The 15,152-nt window shown below is 62.5% G+C and carries 14 protein-coding genes; all 14 read right to left on the bottom strand.

Going from position 1 to position 15,152, the window contains the following annotated elements; genetic code table 11:
- Nucleotides 1-136: 136 nt before the first annotated feature.
- Nucleotides 137-1,420 carry a flagellar hook-length control protein FliK gene (locus CRN80_RS18230; protein WP_098950732.1) on the bottom strand — a complete coding sequence of 428 codons (1,284 nt, stop codon included), beginning with the start codon at nt 1,418-1,420 and terminating at the stop codon, nt 137-139.
- Nucleotides 1,421-1,580: 160 nt separating this feature from the next.
- On the bottom strand, nt 1,581-1,937 hold the full coding sequence (locus CRN80_RS18225; RefSeq protein ID WP_032895949.1) for an Hpt domain-containing protein: 357 nt from the start codon (nt 1,935-1,937) through the stop codon (nt 1,581-1,583).
- A 30-nt stretch (nt 1,938-1,967) separates the two neighbouring features.
- Entirely contained in the window at nt 1,968-3,686 is a 1,719-nt protein-coding gene (locus tag CRN80_RS18220; protein WP_098950731.1) for a fused response regulator/phosphatase, read from the bottom strand.
- On the bottom strand, nt 3,683-3,988 hold the full coding sequence (locus tag CRN80_RS18215) for an STAS domain-containing protein (protein ID WP_078466772.1): 306 nt from the start codon (nt 3,986-3,988) through the stop codon (nt 3,683-3,685). The genes CRN80_RS18220 and CRN80_RS18215 overlap by 4 nt, the downstream gene beginning before the upstream one ends.
- Before the next feature lie 510 nt (nt 3,989-4,498).
- Nucleotides 4,499-4,948, bottom strand: coding sequence for a flagellar export protein FliJ (gene fliJ / locus CRN80_RS18205; protein ID WP_032895946.1), 450 nt, complete (start codon nt 4,946-4,948; stop codon nt 4,499-4,501).
- A gap of 3 nt (nt 4,949-4,951) precedes the next feature.
- Nucleotides 4,952-6,310, bottom strand: coding sequence for a flagellar protein export ATPase FliI (fliI, locus tag CRN80_RS18200; RefSeq protein ID WP_032895945.1), 1,359 nt, complete (start codon nt 6,308-6,310; stop codon nt 4,952-4,954).
- Complete coding sequence (gene fliH, locus CRN80_RS18195) at nt 6,300-7,064, bottom strand: flagellar assembly protein FliH (RefSeq protein WP_003192956.1); 765 nt, start codon at nt 7,062-7,064, stop codon at nt 6,300-6,302. Before fliH ends, fliI begins: the two co-directional genes overlap by 11 nt.
- Before the next feature lie 10 nt (nt 7,065-7,074).
- The gene (gene fliG / locus CRN80_RS18190) at nt 7,075-8,091 is read right to left on the bottom strand and encodes a flagellar motor switch protein FliG (protein WP_003192957.1); all 1,017 of its coding nucleotides are present in this window, start codon (nt 8,089-8,091) and stop codon (nt 7,075-7,077) included.
- Nucleotides 8,084-9,859, bottom strand: a complete 1,776-nt coding sequence (gene fliF / locus CRN80_RS18185) for a flagellar basal-body MS-ring/collar protein FliF (RefSeq protein WP_032895944.1) — start codon at nt 9,857-9,859, stop codon at nt 8,084-8,086. Before fliF ends, fliG begins: the two co-directional genes overlap by 8 nt.
- A 16-nt stretch (nt 9,860-9,875) precedes the next feature.
- A complete protein-coding gene (fliE, locus tag CRN80_RS18180) occupies nt 9,876-10,205 on the bottom strand; it encodes a flagellar hook-basal body complex protein FliE (protein ID WP_003192959.1) in 330 nt (109 codons plus the stop codon).
- A 282-nt stretch (nt 10,206-10,487) separates the two neighbouring features.
- The gene (locus CRN80_RS18175) at nt 10,488-11,864 is read right to left on the bottom strand and encodes a sigma-54 dependent transcriptional regulator (protein WP_098952638.1); all 1,377 of its coding nucleotides are present in this window, start codon (nt 11,862-11,864) and stop codon (nt 10,488-10,490) included.
- 7 nt (nt 11,865-11,871) lie between these two features.
- On the bottom strand, nt 11,872-13,083 hold the full coding sequence (locus CRN80_RS18170; protein WP_032895943.1) for a PAS domain-containing sensor histidine kinase: 1,212 nt from the start codon (nt 13,081-13,083) through the stop codon (nt 11,872-11,874).
- A gap of 110 nt (nt 13,084-13,193) precedes the next feature.
- A complete protein-coding gene (locus CRN80_RS18165) occupies nt 13,194-14,666 on the bottom strand; it encodes a sigma-54 dependent transcriptional regulator (protein ID WP_032895942.1) in 1,473 nt (490 codons plus the stop codon).
- A 169-nt stretch (nt 14,667-14,835) separates the two neighbouring features.
- On the bottom strand, nt 14,836-15,132 hold the full coding sequence (locus tag CRN80_RS18160) for a hypothetical protein (RefSeq protein ID WP_003192968.1): 297 nt from the start codon (nt 15,130-15,132) through the stop codon (nt 14,836-14,838).
- Nucleotides 15,133-15,152 lie beyond the last annotated feature (20 nt).

Here is a 15,152-nt window from a genome sequence, read left to right as displayed (position 1 = left end):
GAAGAGCGAACACCACAAAACAAATGTGGGAGCGGGCTTGCTCGCGAATGCGGTGTATCAGTCACACATATACTGACTGACACTCTGCATTCGCGAGCAAGCCCGCTCCCACATTCAGGCCTATACAGCCCTCAAGTCAGGCGTAGTAGTCGACGGCGCTGGAGCCGATCACGCTCTGGCTCACGGGCGCTGCCACTTCGGCCACGTCCACAGGGCCACCGGCGTCGCCGTTGTCAGCACGCCTGCCGCTGCCACTGATGCCCCGCGCCTGGCCCTGCTGTTGCTGCTGGTCCTGCCCCCGCGATTGGTCGGAGACATTCACATCCACCTGCCCCATGCCCTGCTGGGCAAACATCTCCCGCAAGCGGCCGGACTGGCTCTCCAGCGCTTCACGCACCACCGCATGGCCGCTCATGAAGTTGACCTGGGCCTGTTGGTCCGCCGTCATGTTGACCTTGATGTCCAGGCGCCCCAGCTCAGCGGGCTGCAGCTGGATCTCGGCCGACTTGAGGTTGGCGCTGGACAGGTACATCACGCGGTTGACCACCTCTTCGGTCCAGCCGCTCTGATGCATGGCCAGGGGTGCATTGGTGACGGGCGGCAAGGCATTCGCGGTTTTCGGTGTGGCCGCCTGGGTCAGCGCGGCCAGGCGGTTGGCGAAGTCATCTACTCGGGTGTCGCTGCAGGCGTTCTTGAGGTCCTTGAGGCCGTCATCGATCAGTGCGCCGAAGGCCTTGTCACCGCCTTGGTCGGTGCTGTCCTTGGCGGCTTGCTGGTCAACCATGCTGGCCAGGCCGGCGGCAAAGTTCTGCGCGGCAGTCGGTTGGTCCTGGGTGGTGGGCGCGGCTTTCTGCGGCGCCTGGCTGCTGGCCGAGACGTGACCGCCCTGCTCCATCGCCAGGCGCACGGCCGGCATCGAATCCAGCGGGTCGGCCTCGGGGTCGAAGGCCGGCTGCTTGGGCTCCTCGGTCACGGTAATGAGCGGCAGGGCCTGGTCATCTTCGGCAGCGACGGCAGGCGCTTGTACGGGCACAGGGACCGCCACCGGCGTCACGGCGGCGACCAGCGCCGGGTCGGCCACCGGTTGCTGCGCCAGGGACGGGTCGGCCGGTGGCTCGCCTTCACTGTCTGCGCTGTCGTCGCTCTTGGCCGGCTTGGCAGGCAAGGGATTGCCGCTATCGGCAACCGCTGGCGCGCTGGCGGCAGGTTTATCGCTGGCGTCAGCCGCTTTGTCGCGCACGGGTTTGGCTGGCGCGTCGTCGCTCTTGGCCTGCGGCTTGGCAGCTTGCTTGGCAAACACTTGAGCGAAGCCAGGGCCCTTTTCCCGCGGGGCCGCAGGCGCTACCGCAGGCGTGGCGGCCGGCGCTTGAGGCTTGGCTGCGGTGGCAGCCTGAAGGAGCGAATTGGGGGCGACTGGCATAAGTAAGGGTCTCCACTGCATGGGGTCGGGGATGCAGTCTGTGGAGGTAGAGCAAGAGTCGGGCCAGGTTTACAAAATGCCTGGACATATCCGATTCAATGTAGGAGCGAGCTTGCTCGCGAAAAACTCACAGGCGCCGCATTCATCCAGGAAGCACGCGTTATCGTTGACGTTTTTCGCGAGCAAGCTCGCTCCTACATTCATACAGTGGCTTGACCAGCGCGAACTCATGATCAATCTGATCAACCAGTGCACCTAGATCAGAGGCCGCCTCGACGGCCTCGGTCTCCAGCAGCTCACACAATCGGGCCAAACGCACCGCCCCTAGATTGCCGCTACTGCCTTTGAAGCTGTGGGCAATCCGTCCCAACGTTTTGGCGTCGCCCCCAGCCTTGCGCAGTGCTGCGACGCGCTTTTGCGAGTCCTCGATAAAGGTGTCGAGCAACGTCGGGTACTCGCTCTCCATCACTTCCTGCAAGTCCGACAACACGTCGGGGTCCAAATGAATCTCAGCCACTTGCTCGCTCCTTGATCAAGAATCGGCGGATTATGCCAGAGCCTCCCAACAAAACTCCACGCAGACACTGCGCCCGCCATCGGACCAGCCTACAGCGCTGCTCAGTTGACGCACCAAGCTAAGGCCCCGACCAGACAGACGGTCGATGTCCACGGGGCGTGCCAGCTCCCGCTCCACATCAAAACCCTGCCCGCTGTCTTCCAGACGCAAGGTCAGTTTGCCGCCCTTGTCGGTGGGTACCACCTGCACATGCACGCGCACATAACCGCTGTCCAACTGTGCCAGCCGCTCATGGCGCTGGTGATAATACTGCGCAAACCCCTGGGCATCGCGCTTGAGCCGTGAGTCCAGGCCCAGCACGCCATGCTCCAGCGCGTTGGAATACAACTCGGCCATCACGCTGTAAAGCGCCCCGCTCTGCTCACGCAGGCCGTGGATCTCCAATAGCAGTTGCAGCAGGTACGGCAGCGGGTTGTAGGTTCTAAGGGTCTGGGCGCGAAATTCGAAACTCACCGACCAATCCAGTGGGCACGACTGGCCGCTGTCGGCATACATCGGTTCGGCCGCCCGCAAGGGCTGGCCCGCCTGCAAGGTGATCTCGACCATGCTGACGTCATCGCGCGCCTGGCCGCGAAAGGCCGCCAGAGCCTGCTCGATGTCCTCGAACAGGCGGTCAGGCTCGCGGTTGGCGGCGAACACCTGCTGCAAGCGCTCGGCGCCGAACAGTTGATCATTGGCGTCAGCGGTGTCCAGCACACCATCGGAGAGCAAAAACACCCGGTCGCCCAACGCCATGGGCCAGACCTCGGTGCTGTCATCGAACGCCTCTGACGACAACACCCCCAGGGGCAGGTGCCGCGACATCAACGGCGTGCGCCTGCCGGTGGCGACTTCATGCACATAGCCTTCGGGCATGCCGCCGTTCCACACCTCCACCGCCCGCCGCTGGGCGCTCAGGCACAGCAAGGTGGCGCAGCAGAACATGTCCACCGGCAGGATGCGCTTGAGCTTGGCGTTCATTTCCCGCAGGGTCTGCGTGAGGCCGTAGCCCTTGGCAGTCATGCCGTAGAACACTTCGGCCAGGGGCATGGCGCCGATGGCGGCCGGCAAGCCATGGCCGGTGAAATCACCGAGCAGCACGTGCATATCGCCGGATGGCGTGTAGGCCGCCAGCAACAAGTCACCGTTGAATAGCGCATAAGGCGATTGCAGGTAGCGGATGTTGGGCGCGGCGTTGATACAACCCGAATGGGCAACCTTGTCGAACACTGCCTTGGCCGCCCGCTGTTCATGCATCAGGTGTTCGTGATGCTTGGCGATCAAGTCACGCTGTTGCAAAACCGTGGCCTGTAGGCGGCGCAGGCGGTCCATGGCGTTGATCTTCGCCGCCAGGATCAAAGGGTTATAGGGCTTGGGCAAAAAGTCATCGCCGCCAGCGTCCAGGCACTGGGCCAGGGCTTCGCTTTCGCGCAGCGAGGTGAGGAAGATGATCGGCACCAGCGCCTCCCCCGCCAGTTGTTTGATCTGCCGTGCGGCCTCAAAGCCGTCCATCACCGGCATCAGCGCGTCCATCAACACCAGTTGCGGACGCTCGCGGGCAAACACCTCAATCGCTTCGGCGCCATTGCTCACCGTCAGCACCTGGTGGCCCTGGCGACGGATGATGCTCGCCAGCAACAGGCGGTCGGCGGCGCTGTCTTCGGCGATCAGGATGGTCAGCGCCTCCAGGACCGGGGCCAGGGCGCTCAACTGATGTCGAACAGCTTGTCGAAGTTGGAGATGGCGAGGATCTTGCGCACGTCGGAGTTGCTGTTCGTCACGCGGACCTCGGCGTCATCACCGCCAGCATGATCCCGTAGCAACAGCAGCATGCCGAGGGCTGAACTGTCCATGTAGGTGGCCTCCTTGAGATCGACGATATAGATCTCGGGGACCTTGTAGTAACGCTCGTAGGACTCCCGAAACGCCTGGTGGCTGCCGAAATCGAACCGGCCCCTGATTGCGATCGTCAACTTCTTCCCATCCAGGGATACTTCTGACTCGACTGACATGTGACTGCTTCCTTGTCATTGCACTAGACACAAGGTGTAGCAGCTGAAGAGCATCTGAGCAACACAGTGGATCAACTGTGGGAGCGGGCTTGCTCGCGAAGGCGGCCTAACAGTCAACACAGTTGGACCGGGTACATATCCGTTATTTAGGTAACGGCCACTTAGGGTTCCGCCCTGACGGCGGCTCACTTTTGAAAAGAGCCCAAAAGTAAGCAAAAGGCTCATGCCCCACCACTCGGCACCTCGCTTGGGCTCGGTGTGCCCGTAATCCGCCAGTGATTTGGGGGGCCGCCGCCACGCGCCATCCATGGCGCGGGGCGGCTAAACCGGCATCCCTGCCGGTTTACCCCCCAAATCACTGTCAAATTACGGCCAGCGTGGTTTGACGGGGCGCCTGAGATCAAGATCAAAAGCAGATCAAGAGCGGCTCGCTTCGCATCGTGGTTACCGTTGAGCGCTACGGAGTCGTGTAGATACCTATGCCCATCGCAGGCAAGCCAGCTCCCACACTTAGAACTGTTCTGGGCGGGGAAGGCGTTGGGAGAGTTCATCGAGCAGTTTTTGCTCGCGCTTGTCTTCGATGGCTCGCGCTTCGTCGATGTAGCGCTGCACCAGTTTGCGCAACCCCTCAACCCGGGCAAACGCCGCTTGCCAGGCCTCGCGGGCTTTGTCGAGGTTGGCCTCGTGCCAGGCCAGGCTTTGGCGTTGTTGGCCGACGGCGGTTTCAAGCTGGTTGAGAAAGCCCTGGTACCCCATCAGCCACTGGCCGGACACGCCCTGGCTGCCGCGCTCGATCCACTGTTGCTGGTACTCGCCACGAAAACGCTCCAGGTCGCCCAGCTTGCTTTGGGCCAAACGCACCTGGCCCTGGAAGTAGCCAAGGCGCTGTACGGCGGCTTTCTCGGCCTTTTCGGCCATGTCCACCACCGGGGCCAAGCGTGCGGCGCGGCTGTTGGCCATGGCTTAGCCGCCCGGCGCCGGGGCGAAGATGGACTGCAAGTGCGACTGGCTTTCGCCCATGGTGATCTTGTCGTTGAGGCCTTGGCGCAGGTAGGTCACCAGTTGCGGCTGCAAGGCGATGGCCAGGTCGGTGTCGCGGTCGCCACCGGCCACATAGGCACCGACGCTGATCAGGTCACGGCTTTGCTGGTAGCGCGACCACAGCTGCTTGAACTGCTGGGCTCGGGCCATATGCTCCGGCGTGACCACCGCCGGCATCACCCGGCTGATGGACGCTTCGATATCGATGGCCGGGTAATGCCCCTCTTCCGCCAAACGCCGCGACAGCACAATGTGGCCGTCGAGCACGCCCCGCGCCGAGTCGGCAATCGGGTCCTGCTGGTCGTCGCCTTCGGACAACACGGTGTAGAACGCGGTGATCGAGCCGCCGCCGGCTTCGGCATTACCGGCACGTTCCACCAGCTTGGGCAGCTTGGCAAACACCGATGGCGGATAACCCTTGGTCGCGGGCGGCTCGCCGATGGCCAGGGCGATCTCGCGCTGGGCCTGGGCGAAACGCGTGAGCGAGTCCATCAGCAACAGGACGTTCTTGCCCTTGTCGCGAAAATATTCGGCGATGCGTGTGCAGTACATCGCCGCACGCAAGCGCATCAGCGGTGCATCGTCTGCCGGAGAAGCGACGACAACAGAACGCTTGAGCCCTTCTTCACCGAGGCTGTGCTCGATGAACTCCTTCACTTCGCGGCCCCGCTCGCCGATCAGCCCCACCACGATGATGTCGGCCTCGGTAAAGCGCGTCATCATGCCCAGCAACACCGACTTACCCACGCCGGTACCGGCGAACAGGCCCAGGCGCTGGCCGCGACCGACCGTCAATAAACCGTTGATGCTGCGAATACCCACATCCAGTGGCACGCTGATGGGGTTGCGCTTGAGCGGGTTGATGGTGGGGCCGTCCATCGGCACCCAGTCTTCGGCCTTCATGCCGCCCTTGCCGTCCAGCGCACGGCCGGCTCCGTCGAGTACGCGGCCCAGCATGCTCATGCCCATGGGCAAGCGGCCAGTGTCGGCCAGCGGCACCACGCGGGCGCCGGGGGCAATGCCGGCGAGGCTGCCGACCGGCATCAGGAAAATCTTGCTGCCCGAAAAGCCCATCACCTCGGCTTCGACTTGCACCGGGTGGTAGCTGTTGTCGTTGATCACCAGGCAGCGGCTGCCCATGGCGGCGCGCAGGCCCTCGGCTTCGAGGGTCAGGCCGACCATGCGCAACAGGCGCCCTTCGAGGATCGGCTGGCCGGGCAACTCGGTGGCCTCGGCGTAGCTGCCCAGGCGCTTGGCGAAGCTGGTGCGGTCAAGGCGCATCGGTGGCGTCCAGGTCAACGCTCAGGTCCGGCTCGGCGGGGTGCAGGGCTTGTTCATGCAGTTGATCGAACAACTTGGCCATGATCTGGCTGATGCGGGTTTCCACCGTTGCATCGATGCGACTGTGCTCGGTTTCGACGCGGCAACCGCCGGGCTGCAACGAAGCGTCTTCGACGATGCGCCAGGTTTCTTCATGGCGCTCGCGCAGGGCTTTGACCTGTTCGAAATCCTGGGGGTTGATGTACAGCCGCACATTGCCGACGCCCAGGGGCAGCAGCTTGAGGGCTTCACGCATCACCGCTTCGATCTGGCTGGAATCGAGCACCAGTTCGCGCTGGATCACCTGGCGCGCGATGTGCTGCACCAGGCCGACCATGGATTTTTCCAGCTGTGAGTCCTGTTCGGCGATAGGGTCGAACAGGTTACCCATCAAACGCTCCAGGCTGCCCAACTTCGTGGCCAGCGCCGCCTCGGCTTCCTGGCGAACCTTGAGGGTGGTGCTGCGAAAGCCGTCCTTTTCCCCCGCGGCAAAGCCTTCGTTGTAGGCCTCCTGGCGGATGGTTTCCAACTCTTCGAGAGTCAGTGGCTGGACTTCATCCAGCGGCACTTCTTCCATTTCCGCCGGCGGTTCCTCCACCGGTTCAGGCTCGGGCTCCGGCACATGGGGGTCGAAGCTGGGCAGCGACCAGATGTCGAAACCGCCGACATCCCGCGCGCGAATCAGATCGCTGGGCGCCTCATCTTTATTCGACATGCAAGGCGCCTTAGATCATTTCTTCGCCGCCCTTCCCACCGAGAACGATTTCTCCGGCTTCGGCCATACGGCGGGCAATGGTGAGGATTTCCTTCTGAGCGGTTTCCACGTCGCTGACGCGTACCGGGCCCTTGGCTTCCAGGTCGTCGCGCAACAGCTCCGAGGCGCGCTTGGACATGTTCTTGAAAATCTTTTCTTTGACGTTTTCGTCCGAGCCCTTGAGCGCCAGCACCAGCACGTCCGAGGACACTTCGCGCAGCAGCGCCTGGATGCCACGGTCGTCGACATCGGCCAGGTTGTTGAACACGAACATCAGGTCTTCGATCTGGCCGGACAGGGTGTCGTCGATCTCGCGGATCGAGTCCATCAACTGGCCTTCCACCGAGCTGTCGAGGAAGTTCATGATGTCGGCCGCGCGCTTGATGCCACCCAGGGTGGTGCGCGAGGCGTTGGAATTGCCGGAGAACTGCTTCTCCAGAATGGTGTTGAGTTCTTTGAGCGCCGCCGGCTGCACGGTGTTGAGCGACGACACGCGTAGGATGATGTCCAGGCGCACTTTATGGTCGAAGTGGCCGAGCACTTCACCGGCTTGGTCCGGGTCCAGGTAGGCCACCACGATCGCCTGGATCTGCGGGTGCTCGTAGCGGATCACGTCGGCCACTGCGCGCGGTTCCATCCACTTGAGGCTGTCCAGGCCGCTGGTGTTGCCACCCAGCAGGATGCGGTCGATCAGGCCGTTGGCCTTGTCTTCGCCCAGGGCCGAGGTGAGCATCTTGCGAATGTAGCTGTCGGAGCCGACGCCCAGGCTGGTCTGGTCGCCGACGATCTCGACGAACTCACTCATCACCTGCTCGACTTGCTCGCGGTGCACATTGCGCATCTGCGCCATGGCCACGCCCACTCGCTGGACCTCTTTAGGGCCCATGTGGCGCAGCACTTGGGCAGCGTCGGTTTCACCCAGGGACAGCAGCAGCACGGCGGCTTTGTCGACCCGGGACAGCTTGGCCACAGCGGCTCGATCATTCATCTGCGTTAATCCACTCTTTCACGACCTGAGCCACACGGCCCGGGTCTTCTGCTACCAGACTCTTGATTGCGTTCAACTGAGCGTCATAGCCTTCGCTCGGGCTTGGCAACAGAATGCTTTGCGGGCCGCCGAGGCTGACGCGGTCGTTGGCCAGTTCGCCGTCCAGGCCGCCCATGCCACCCAACTCGACGTCGCCACCGGCCAGTGCCAGTTGCTTCTTGCTGCCGCCGGTGATGTTGTTGAGCACCGGGCGCAATACGCCGAACACCAGCACCAGGATGAACAACACCCCCAGCACTTGCTTGACGATGTCCCAGAACCACGGCTGGGTGTAGAACGCAGGGTCAGCGATGACTTCACCGCGCTCGGCGGAGAACGGCATGTTGATCACGCTGACGCTGTCACCACGGCTGGCATCGAAGCCAACGGCGTCCTGCACCAGGCGGGTGAAACGCGCCAGCTCGTCAGCCGTCCACGGCGCACGGGTCACCGCGCCGTCTGCTGGGTTGACCTTGACCTGGTCATCGACCACCACCGACACCGACAGGCGATTGATCTTGCCCTGTTGCTGCTTGGTGTGGCTGATGGAACGGTCGAGCTCGAAGTTCTTGGTGGACTGGTTACGCTTGTCCGCAGGGTACGGCGCAAGCATCGGCTGGCCGGTGGCCGGGTCCATGATCTGCTGGCCGTTGGCGTCCAACAGCGGCTGGCCAGGCTGGATCGCCCCAGCGGTAGCGGCGGCGCCACCGGTGGTTTGCGGCGCCGAGGCCGGCGCGGGTGGCTGGTTGCTCAGGGCGCCCGGCACACCTTGGGGGCCATTGCTGGCAGTGCGTTGTTCGCTGGTGGACTGTTCGCTGCGCAGGGCCGGTTGGTCGGGGTTGAACTGTTCGGAGGTGGATTCGACGGCGCTGAAATCCACATCGGCCGACACTTCAGCCTTGTAGCGGTCGTTGCCCAGTACCGGTTGCAGGATGTTATGCACGCGCTGGGTGAGCATGCTTTCCATGCGGCGGCTGTAGTCGAACTGCTTGCCGGCCTGGGTCAGCGCGGAGTTTTCGGCCATGTCGGACAGCAGGTTGCCCTTCTGGTCCACCACGGTGATTTGCGACTTGCTCAATTCGGGAACACTGGTTGCCACCAGGTTGACGATCGCCAGTACCTGGCCAGGCTCCAGGGAGCGGCCAGCAAAGAGCTCGACCAACACCGAGGCGCTGGGCTTGCGTTCGTCACGCACGAACACCGAGCTTTTCGGAATCGCCAGGTGCACACGGGCAGCCTTGACGTTATTCAGGCTGGAGATGGTGCGCGCCAGTTCGCCTTCCAGGCCACGACGGTAGCGGGTGGCTTCCATGAACTGGCTGGTGCCCAGGCCCTGGTCTTTGTCGAGGATTTCAAAACCGATATTGCTGTCGGACGGCGCCACGCCAGCGGCGGCCAGTTTCATCCGTGCGCGGGCCACGTCATCGGCCTTGACCAGCAAGGCCCCGGAGTTGGGCTCTACGGTGTAGGCGATGTCGGCGGCGGCGAGGGTTTCCATGATCTGCTTGGAATCCATGCCCGACAGGCTGCCGTACAGGGGGCGGTAATCGGGTTGCTGCGACCACAGCACCACGGCAAAACCAATCGCCACGCTGGCTGCCAGGCCCACCATCAGGCCCACCTGACGCAGCATGGTCATTTCCGAGAGGTTTTCCAGGAACGACAGGCCAAACAACGGCGGTTTGCCGTCGGCCTTGGCGGGGAGGTTGTCGGAGAGTGCTTCAGCCATGACTTAAATCTCGTCCTTAAACCGGCATCTGCATGATGTCTTGATACGCCTGAACCAGCTTGTTACGCACTTGGGTCAAGGCCTGGAAGGACACGCTGGCCTTTTGCGAGGCGACCATCACATCGGTGAGGTCCACGCCGCTTTTACCGATCTCGAAAGCCGTCGCCAACTGGCTGGACGCCTGCTGGGTATCGCTGACTTTATTGATTGCCTGACCGAGCATGTCGGCAAAATTGCTTTGGCCCAATTCCGGCGCTGGCGCGACGGATTTCGGTTGAGCCATGGCATCCATTTGCATGGCGCGCATATCCAACATCAACCGATTGAACTCAATACCCTGGCTCATGACCTTCTCTCTCCGACGACCTGCAATTTTTTGACACTACGCAGCGGTTACCAGGGGTGGTAGCAACAAGGGTGCCAGCTCTGGAGCAACTCGTAAGAAAAGGCGACAAAGCTTGTCAAACTTGTTACCGCAGATTTTTTGGCCCTTCTTACCGCACGTTTTTCTGTAGGAGCGAGCTTGCTCGCGAAAAACGTCAACGATAACGCGTGCTTCCAGGATGCCCGCGGCGCCTATGGGTTCTTCGCGAGCAAGCTCGCTCCTACACACGGGATTGGCGCGAGGTCAGGTGGCGAAAAGATAGGCTTCCACGTCCATCCCGGCGTCGCGCATCTGCGCCAGCTTGTAGCGCAAGGTGCGCGGGCTGATGCCCAGGCGCTCGGCCGCTTCTTTGCGGCGGCCGCGTTCGGCGCGCAGGGTGTCGATGATCATCTGGAATTCGCGGCGGCGCAGGTCATCGCCCAGGGCGCCGGCCGATTCCGCCTCGGCGACCACGGGAGCCGGGGCCAGGCTCGGCAGCGGCGCAGCCCCATTGCCCATGGCCAGGCAAAAGTCTTGCGGCTGGATCAAACCGCCCTGCTGCAAAATCAACGCACGCTGGATCGCGTTGTCCAGCTCGCGCACGTTGCCCGGCCATGGGTAACTGACCAGGCACGCCTGGGCCTCGGGCGATAAGCGCGCCTGGGCATGCTTCATTTTTTTGACGTGGTTGTTCAGCAGGCGCTCGGCCAACGGAATGATGTCCGCCGGGCGCTCACGCAATGGGCGCCAGGCCAGCGGGAACACCGACAGCCGGTAGAAGAGATCTTCACGGAAGCGCCCCGCCGCCACTTCGCCCGCCAGGTCGCGGTTGGTGGTGGCGACCACGCGGATATCCAACTGGATGGGCTTGCGTGCGCCCACGCGCTCCACTTCCCGCTCCTGCAGTACGCGCAGCAACTTGGCTTGCAGGCCCAGGGGCATTTCCGAGATTTCGTCGAGCAGGATGGTGCCGCCGTCGGCCTGTTCGAACTTGCCGGCCTGGGCCGCGATGGCGCCGGTGAACGAGCCCTTTTCATGGCCAAACAAGGTGGCTTCGAGCATGTTGTCGGGGATCGCCGCGCAGTTGATCGCAATGAACGGTTGCTTGGCACGGCCCGATTGCTGGTGGATATACCGCGCCAGCACTTCTTTACCGGTGCCGGACTCGCCTGAAATCAGCACGGTGGAATCACTGCGCGCCACCCGCGCCGCCAGTTCCAGCAATTGCGCGCTGGCCGGCTCAAAGGCAATCGGGCCATCGCCGTCGGCTGCGGGCATCACGCCCAGGGCATGCCGGGCGACCAGTTCGATCAAGGCCTTGGGCTCGAACGGCTTGACCAGGTAATCCGCCGCGCCTTGACGCATGGCATCCACCGCCCGCTCCACCGCGCCATGGGCGGTCATCAGCAGCACTGGCAGTTGCGGCTGGCGCACGCGCAGCACGCCGAGCAACTGGTGGCCGTCCATGCCGGGCATATTGACGTCGCTGACCACCAGGCTGAAGGTTTCCTGCTCGACCGCCTCCAAGGCCTCCTCGGCAGAGCCGACCGCACGGTAGTCATGGCCCGCCAACAGCAGCGTGTCTGCCAATGCTTCACGCAGGGCGCGATCGTCTTCCACCAATAAAACCTTGATAGCCATCATCCTCTTACTCCGCGCTTGCCGCGCTGGAAAACAGCGGCAAGGTCATCAATGCACAGGTGCCACGCCCCAGGCGGGAACGCAGCTGCAATTGTCCCTGATGGGCACGGGCCACTGCCTTGACCACGGTCAGGCCCAGGCCAGTGCCGTTGGTCTTGGTGGTAAAAAACGGTTCGCCCAGGCGTTGCAGCACTTGCGGGGCGATACCGCTGCCGCTGTCGCTGACGCACAGGCGCAGAGTTTGCTCGCGGGTGTACAGGTGCACTTTAAGGCGCGCACCGGGGCCACTGGCCTGGGTGGCGTTTTCGATCAGGTTGAGCAGCGCGCCCACCAGGGTGTCGCGGTTGCACAGCAATTCGCCCTGGTGGCTGTCGCACTGCCAGCGCAGATTGGCCTCCTGCACATGGGTCGCCGCTGCCGCTTGCAGGGACTGCATCAAGCCGGCAGGGGTAACGCGATCGGTCAGCGGCAGTTCGCCGCGGGCAAACACCAGCATGTCGCGCACTTGGTGCTCCAACTCATGCAAGCGCTCCTTGAGGCGTCCGGCAAAGCGTTGGTGGGTGGCCGCCGGTAATTGCTCGTCAGTCAAATGACTGGCGTAGATCAATGCCGCCGACAATGGCGTACGAATCTGATGGGCCAAGGAAGCGACCATCCGCCCCAGGGACGACAGCCGCTCATGGCGAGCCAACTGATCTTGCAGGTGCCGGGTTTCTGTCAGGTCATTGAGCAGCACAAGCTGGCCAGGCTCAGCGTCCAGGGAACGGGTGGCGATGGACAGCCGGCGCCCGTCCTTGAGGGAGACTTCGTGGCCGTCGTCTTCACGGGGGGCAAAACAGCGGGTGATGACTTCACGCCACAGTTCGCCTTCCAGCGGCAGGCCGAGCAGGTCGCAGGCTGCCGGGTTGGCTTCGCGCACACGGCCCTGGTCGTCGATAACGATTACGCCACCGGGCAACAGGTCCAGCAGGTTTTGCAGGCGGTTGGCCAGGCGTTCTTTCTCGGCCAGCTCTTGCATGCGCTGGGCGCTGACCACCGCCAGTTCGCCTTTAAGCTCGGAAACCCGAGCCTCAAGCAGGCTGTAGGAGTCGGTCAGCTGGCTCGACATCTGGTTGAACTGCGAGAACGCGTGCTCCAGGCCCTGGCGGGTCGGCGGTTCTACAGGCGAAACCAGCCCCTGGATGGCAGGGGCCGAAGATAGTTGGGCGGCGTGGGGCATGATGCTCTCTCGCTTGGCTGACCGTCAGTTAAACGGAACGTTGCGAGGGTTGTAGCAATACCCGTGCCGAAAAAAATCTACCTATAAATCAGGTAGTTGAAAAACAGGCGTCAATCATCCGCCTGTTCATCACCTTCTTTGCGGCTCATACCGTACTTGCGCATCTTCTCCACCAGGGTGGTGCGGCGGATGCGCAGGCGCTCGGCGGCGCGGGCCACGATGCCATGGGCATCGTCCAGGGCCTGCTGGATCAACCCTTGTTCCAGGCTGCCGAGGTAGTCCTTCAGATCAAGACCTTCGGGCGGCAACATCGCGGTGGCGCCGAAGTCCGGGGTATGGCCGTTGATCGCCACGCGCTCTTCCATGTCACTGCGCAGGCTGTCCATCTGCTCGTCTTCGTCGTCGACGTAACGGAATTTCTTCGGCAACTCGACCACGCCGATCACCCCGTACGGGTGCATGATCGCCATGCGCTCCACCAGGTTGGCCAGCTCGCGGACGTTGCCCGGCCAGCCGTGGCGGCACAGGGACATGATTGCCGCGGAGTTGAAGCGAATGGAGCCGCGCTTTTCGTGCTCCATGCGCGAGATCAGTTCGTTCATCAGCAACGGGATGTCTTCCACGCGCTCACGCAGCGGGGCCATCTCGATAGGGAATACGTTGAGGCGGTAGTACAGGTCTTCGCGGAAGCTGCCGACCTCGATCATGCTTTCGAGGTTTTTGTGGGTGGCGGCAATGATGCGCACGTCCACGCTCTGGGTCTTGTTGCTGCCCACGCGCTCGAAGGTGCGCTCTTGCAACACGCGCAGCAGCTTGACCTGCATCGGCAACGGCATGTCGCCGATTTCGTCGAGGAACAGGGTGCCGCCATTGGCCAGCTCAAAGCGCCCGGCACGGCTGGTGATCGCCCCGGTAAAGGCGCCCTTCTCGTGGCCGAACAATTCGCTTTCCAGCAGCTCTGCCGGGATCGCCCCGCAGTTGACCGGCACGAAGGGCCCGTCGCGGCGCTTGGAGTGATAGTGCAGGTTACGCGCGACCACTTCCTTGCCGGTGCCCGACTCGCCGAGGATCAGCACGCTGGCGTCGGTGTCGGCCACTTGCTGCATCATCTGGCGCACGTGCTGGATGGCACGGCTGGTGCCGACGAGGCTGCGAAACAGGTTGGGCTCACGATGACGGCCGCGCTCGCGGGCCTGGTCGTACATCTCGCGATAGACCTGGGCGCGGTGCAGGGAATCGAGCAATTTGCTGTAGCTGGGCGGCATTTCCAGGTTGGACAGCACACGGCGGCGCTGGTCTTCCGGCAGGTCCACGGAAGAAATATCGCCCATTAGCAACACCGGAAGGAACTCATCCCAGGTAGACAGTGTCTTTAACAGGCCCAGAACTGCGCCAGGAGCGTTTACCGTCCCGATCAATACGCAAATGACTTCACGGCTCGACGACAACGAGCTGACCGCCTGCTGCCAATCGTGGCTGCCGCAGGGTAAATTTTCTTCACCGAGAAAATTTAAAATCACCGCTAAATCGCGGCGGCGGACGCTATCGTCATCGATCAGCAGAATTTTGGTTTCACGCCACATGCAATAGCAACTTCCCTAGTAAAACTTCCTGCCCCGGAATGAGGGCAATCTAGACGTCTGTAAGATTTCTTACCTTCTAGACGTCTGAAATCTGAAAACAGCACTAGTTAAGTCAAAAATGTTGGCACAGTCAAATATATGACGCGCCGTTCGGATTAACTGCGCCCGTTCAACCGAACAGATGGTAAACCTTTGACGCATTTTTCGCTTGGTTGATCTGCGACATCTCTTCGAAAATCGCCTGGCGCTCGCCGGTCGTCACCTCCAGCAACTGCCGATACACCACCAGCAGGCTTTCCAGTTTCTCGCGCAGTGCATCCTCATCTACCGGCGCCTCGCTGAGCACCTCATCAATCACCGCCCGGCACCCCAGGTCCAACTCGCCGACAGCTTCCCAGTTGCGCTCGGCCAGCGCGCCGATCAGGGCTTCGCGGGTTTCGTCGATGCGTTGCAGTGCGTGGCTCATGATGTGTACCTCAAGGCAAT

The sequence above is a fragment of the Pseudomonas sp. FDAARGOS_380 genome (assembly GCF_002591235.1).
GTDB classification, from domain to species: domain Bacteria; phylum Pseudomonadota; class Gammaproteobacteria; order Pseudomonadales; family Pseudomonadaceae; genus Aquipseudomonas; species Aquipseudomonas salmasensis.
Note: the sequence above shows the minus strand (reverse complement) of the source record. Positions and strands in the feature narration are given on the sequence as shown.

What these genes read in the sequence shown, in the direction of transcription:
- CRN80_RS18230 (WP_098950732.1), bottom strand. Translation starts at nt 1,420, where the DNA reads ATGCCAGTCGCCCCCAATTCGCTCCTTCAGGCTGCCACCGCAGCCAAG.
- fliJ (WP_032895946.1), bottom strand. Translation starts at nt 4,948, where the DNA reads ATGGCCAACAGCCGCGCCGCACGCTTGGCCCCGGTGGTGGACATGGCC.
- CRN80_RS18170 (WP_032895943.1), bottom strand. Translation starts at nt 13,083, where the DNA reads ATGCCCCACGCCGCCCAACTATCTTCGGCCCCTGCCATCCAGGGGCTG.
- fliH (WP_003192956.1), bottom strand. Translation starts at nt 7,064, where the DNA reads ATGTCGAATAAAGATGAGGCGCCCAGCGATCTGATTCGCGCGCGGGAT.
- CRN80_RS18175 (WP_098952638.1), bottom strand. Translation starts at nt 11,864, where the DNA reads ATGGCTATCAAGGTTTTATTGGTGGAAGACGATCGCGCCCTGCGTGAA.
- fliF (WP_032895944.1), bottom strand. Translation starts at nt 9,859, where the DNA reads ATGGCTGAAGCACTCTCCGACAACCTCCCCGCCAAGGCCGACGGCAAA.
- fliI (WP_032895945.1), bottom strand. Translation starts at nt 6,310, where the DNA reads ATGCGCCTTGACCGCACCAGCTTCGCCAAGCGCCTGGGCAGCTACGCC.
- CRN80_RS18160 (WP_003192968.1), bottom strand. Translation starts at nt 15,132, where the DNA reads ATGAGCCACGCACTGCAACGCATCGACGAAACCCGCGAAGCCCTGATC.
- CRN80_RS18165 (WP_032895942.1), bottom strand. Translation starts at nt 14,666, where the DNA reads ATGTGGCGTGAAACCAAAATTCTGCTGATCGATGACGATAGCGTCCGC.
- fliE (WP_003192959.1), bottom strand. Translation starts at nt 10,205, where the DNA reads ATGAGCCAGGGTATTGAGTTCAATCGGTTGATGTTGGATATGCGCGCC.
- fliG (WP_003192957.1), bottom strand. Translation starts at nt 8,091, where the DNA reads ATGAATGATCGAGCCGCTGTGGCCAAGCTGTCCCGGGTCGACAAAGCC.
- CRN80_RS18215 (WP_078466772.1), bottom strand. Translation starts at nt 3,988, where the DNA reads ATGTCAGTCGAGTCAGAAGTATCCCTGGATGGGAAGAAGTTGACGATC.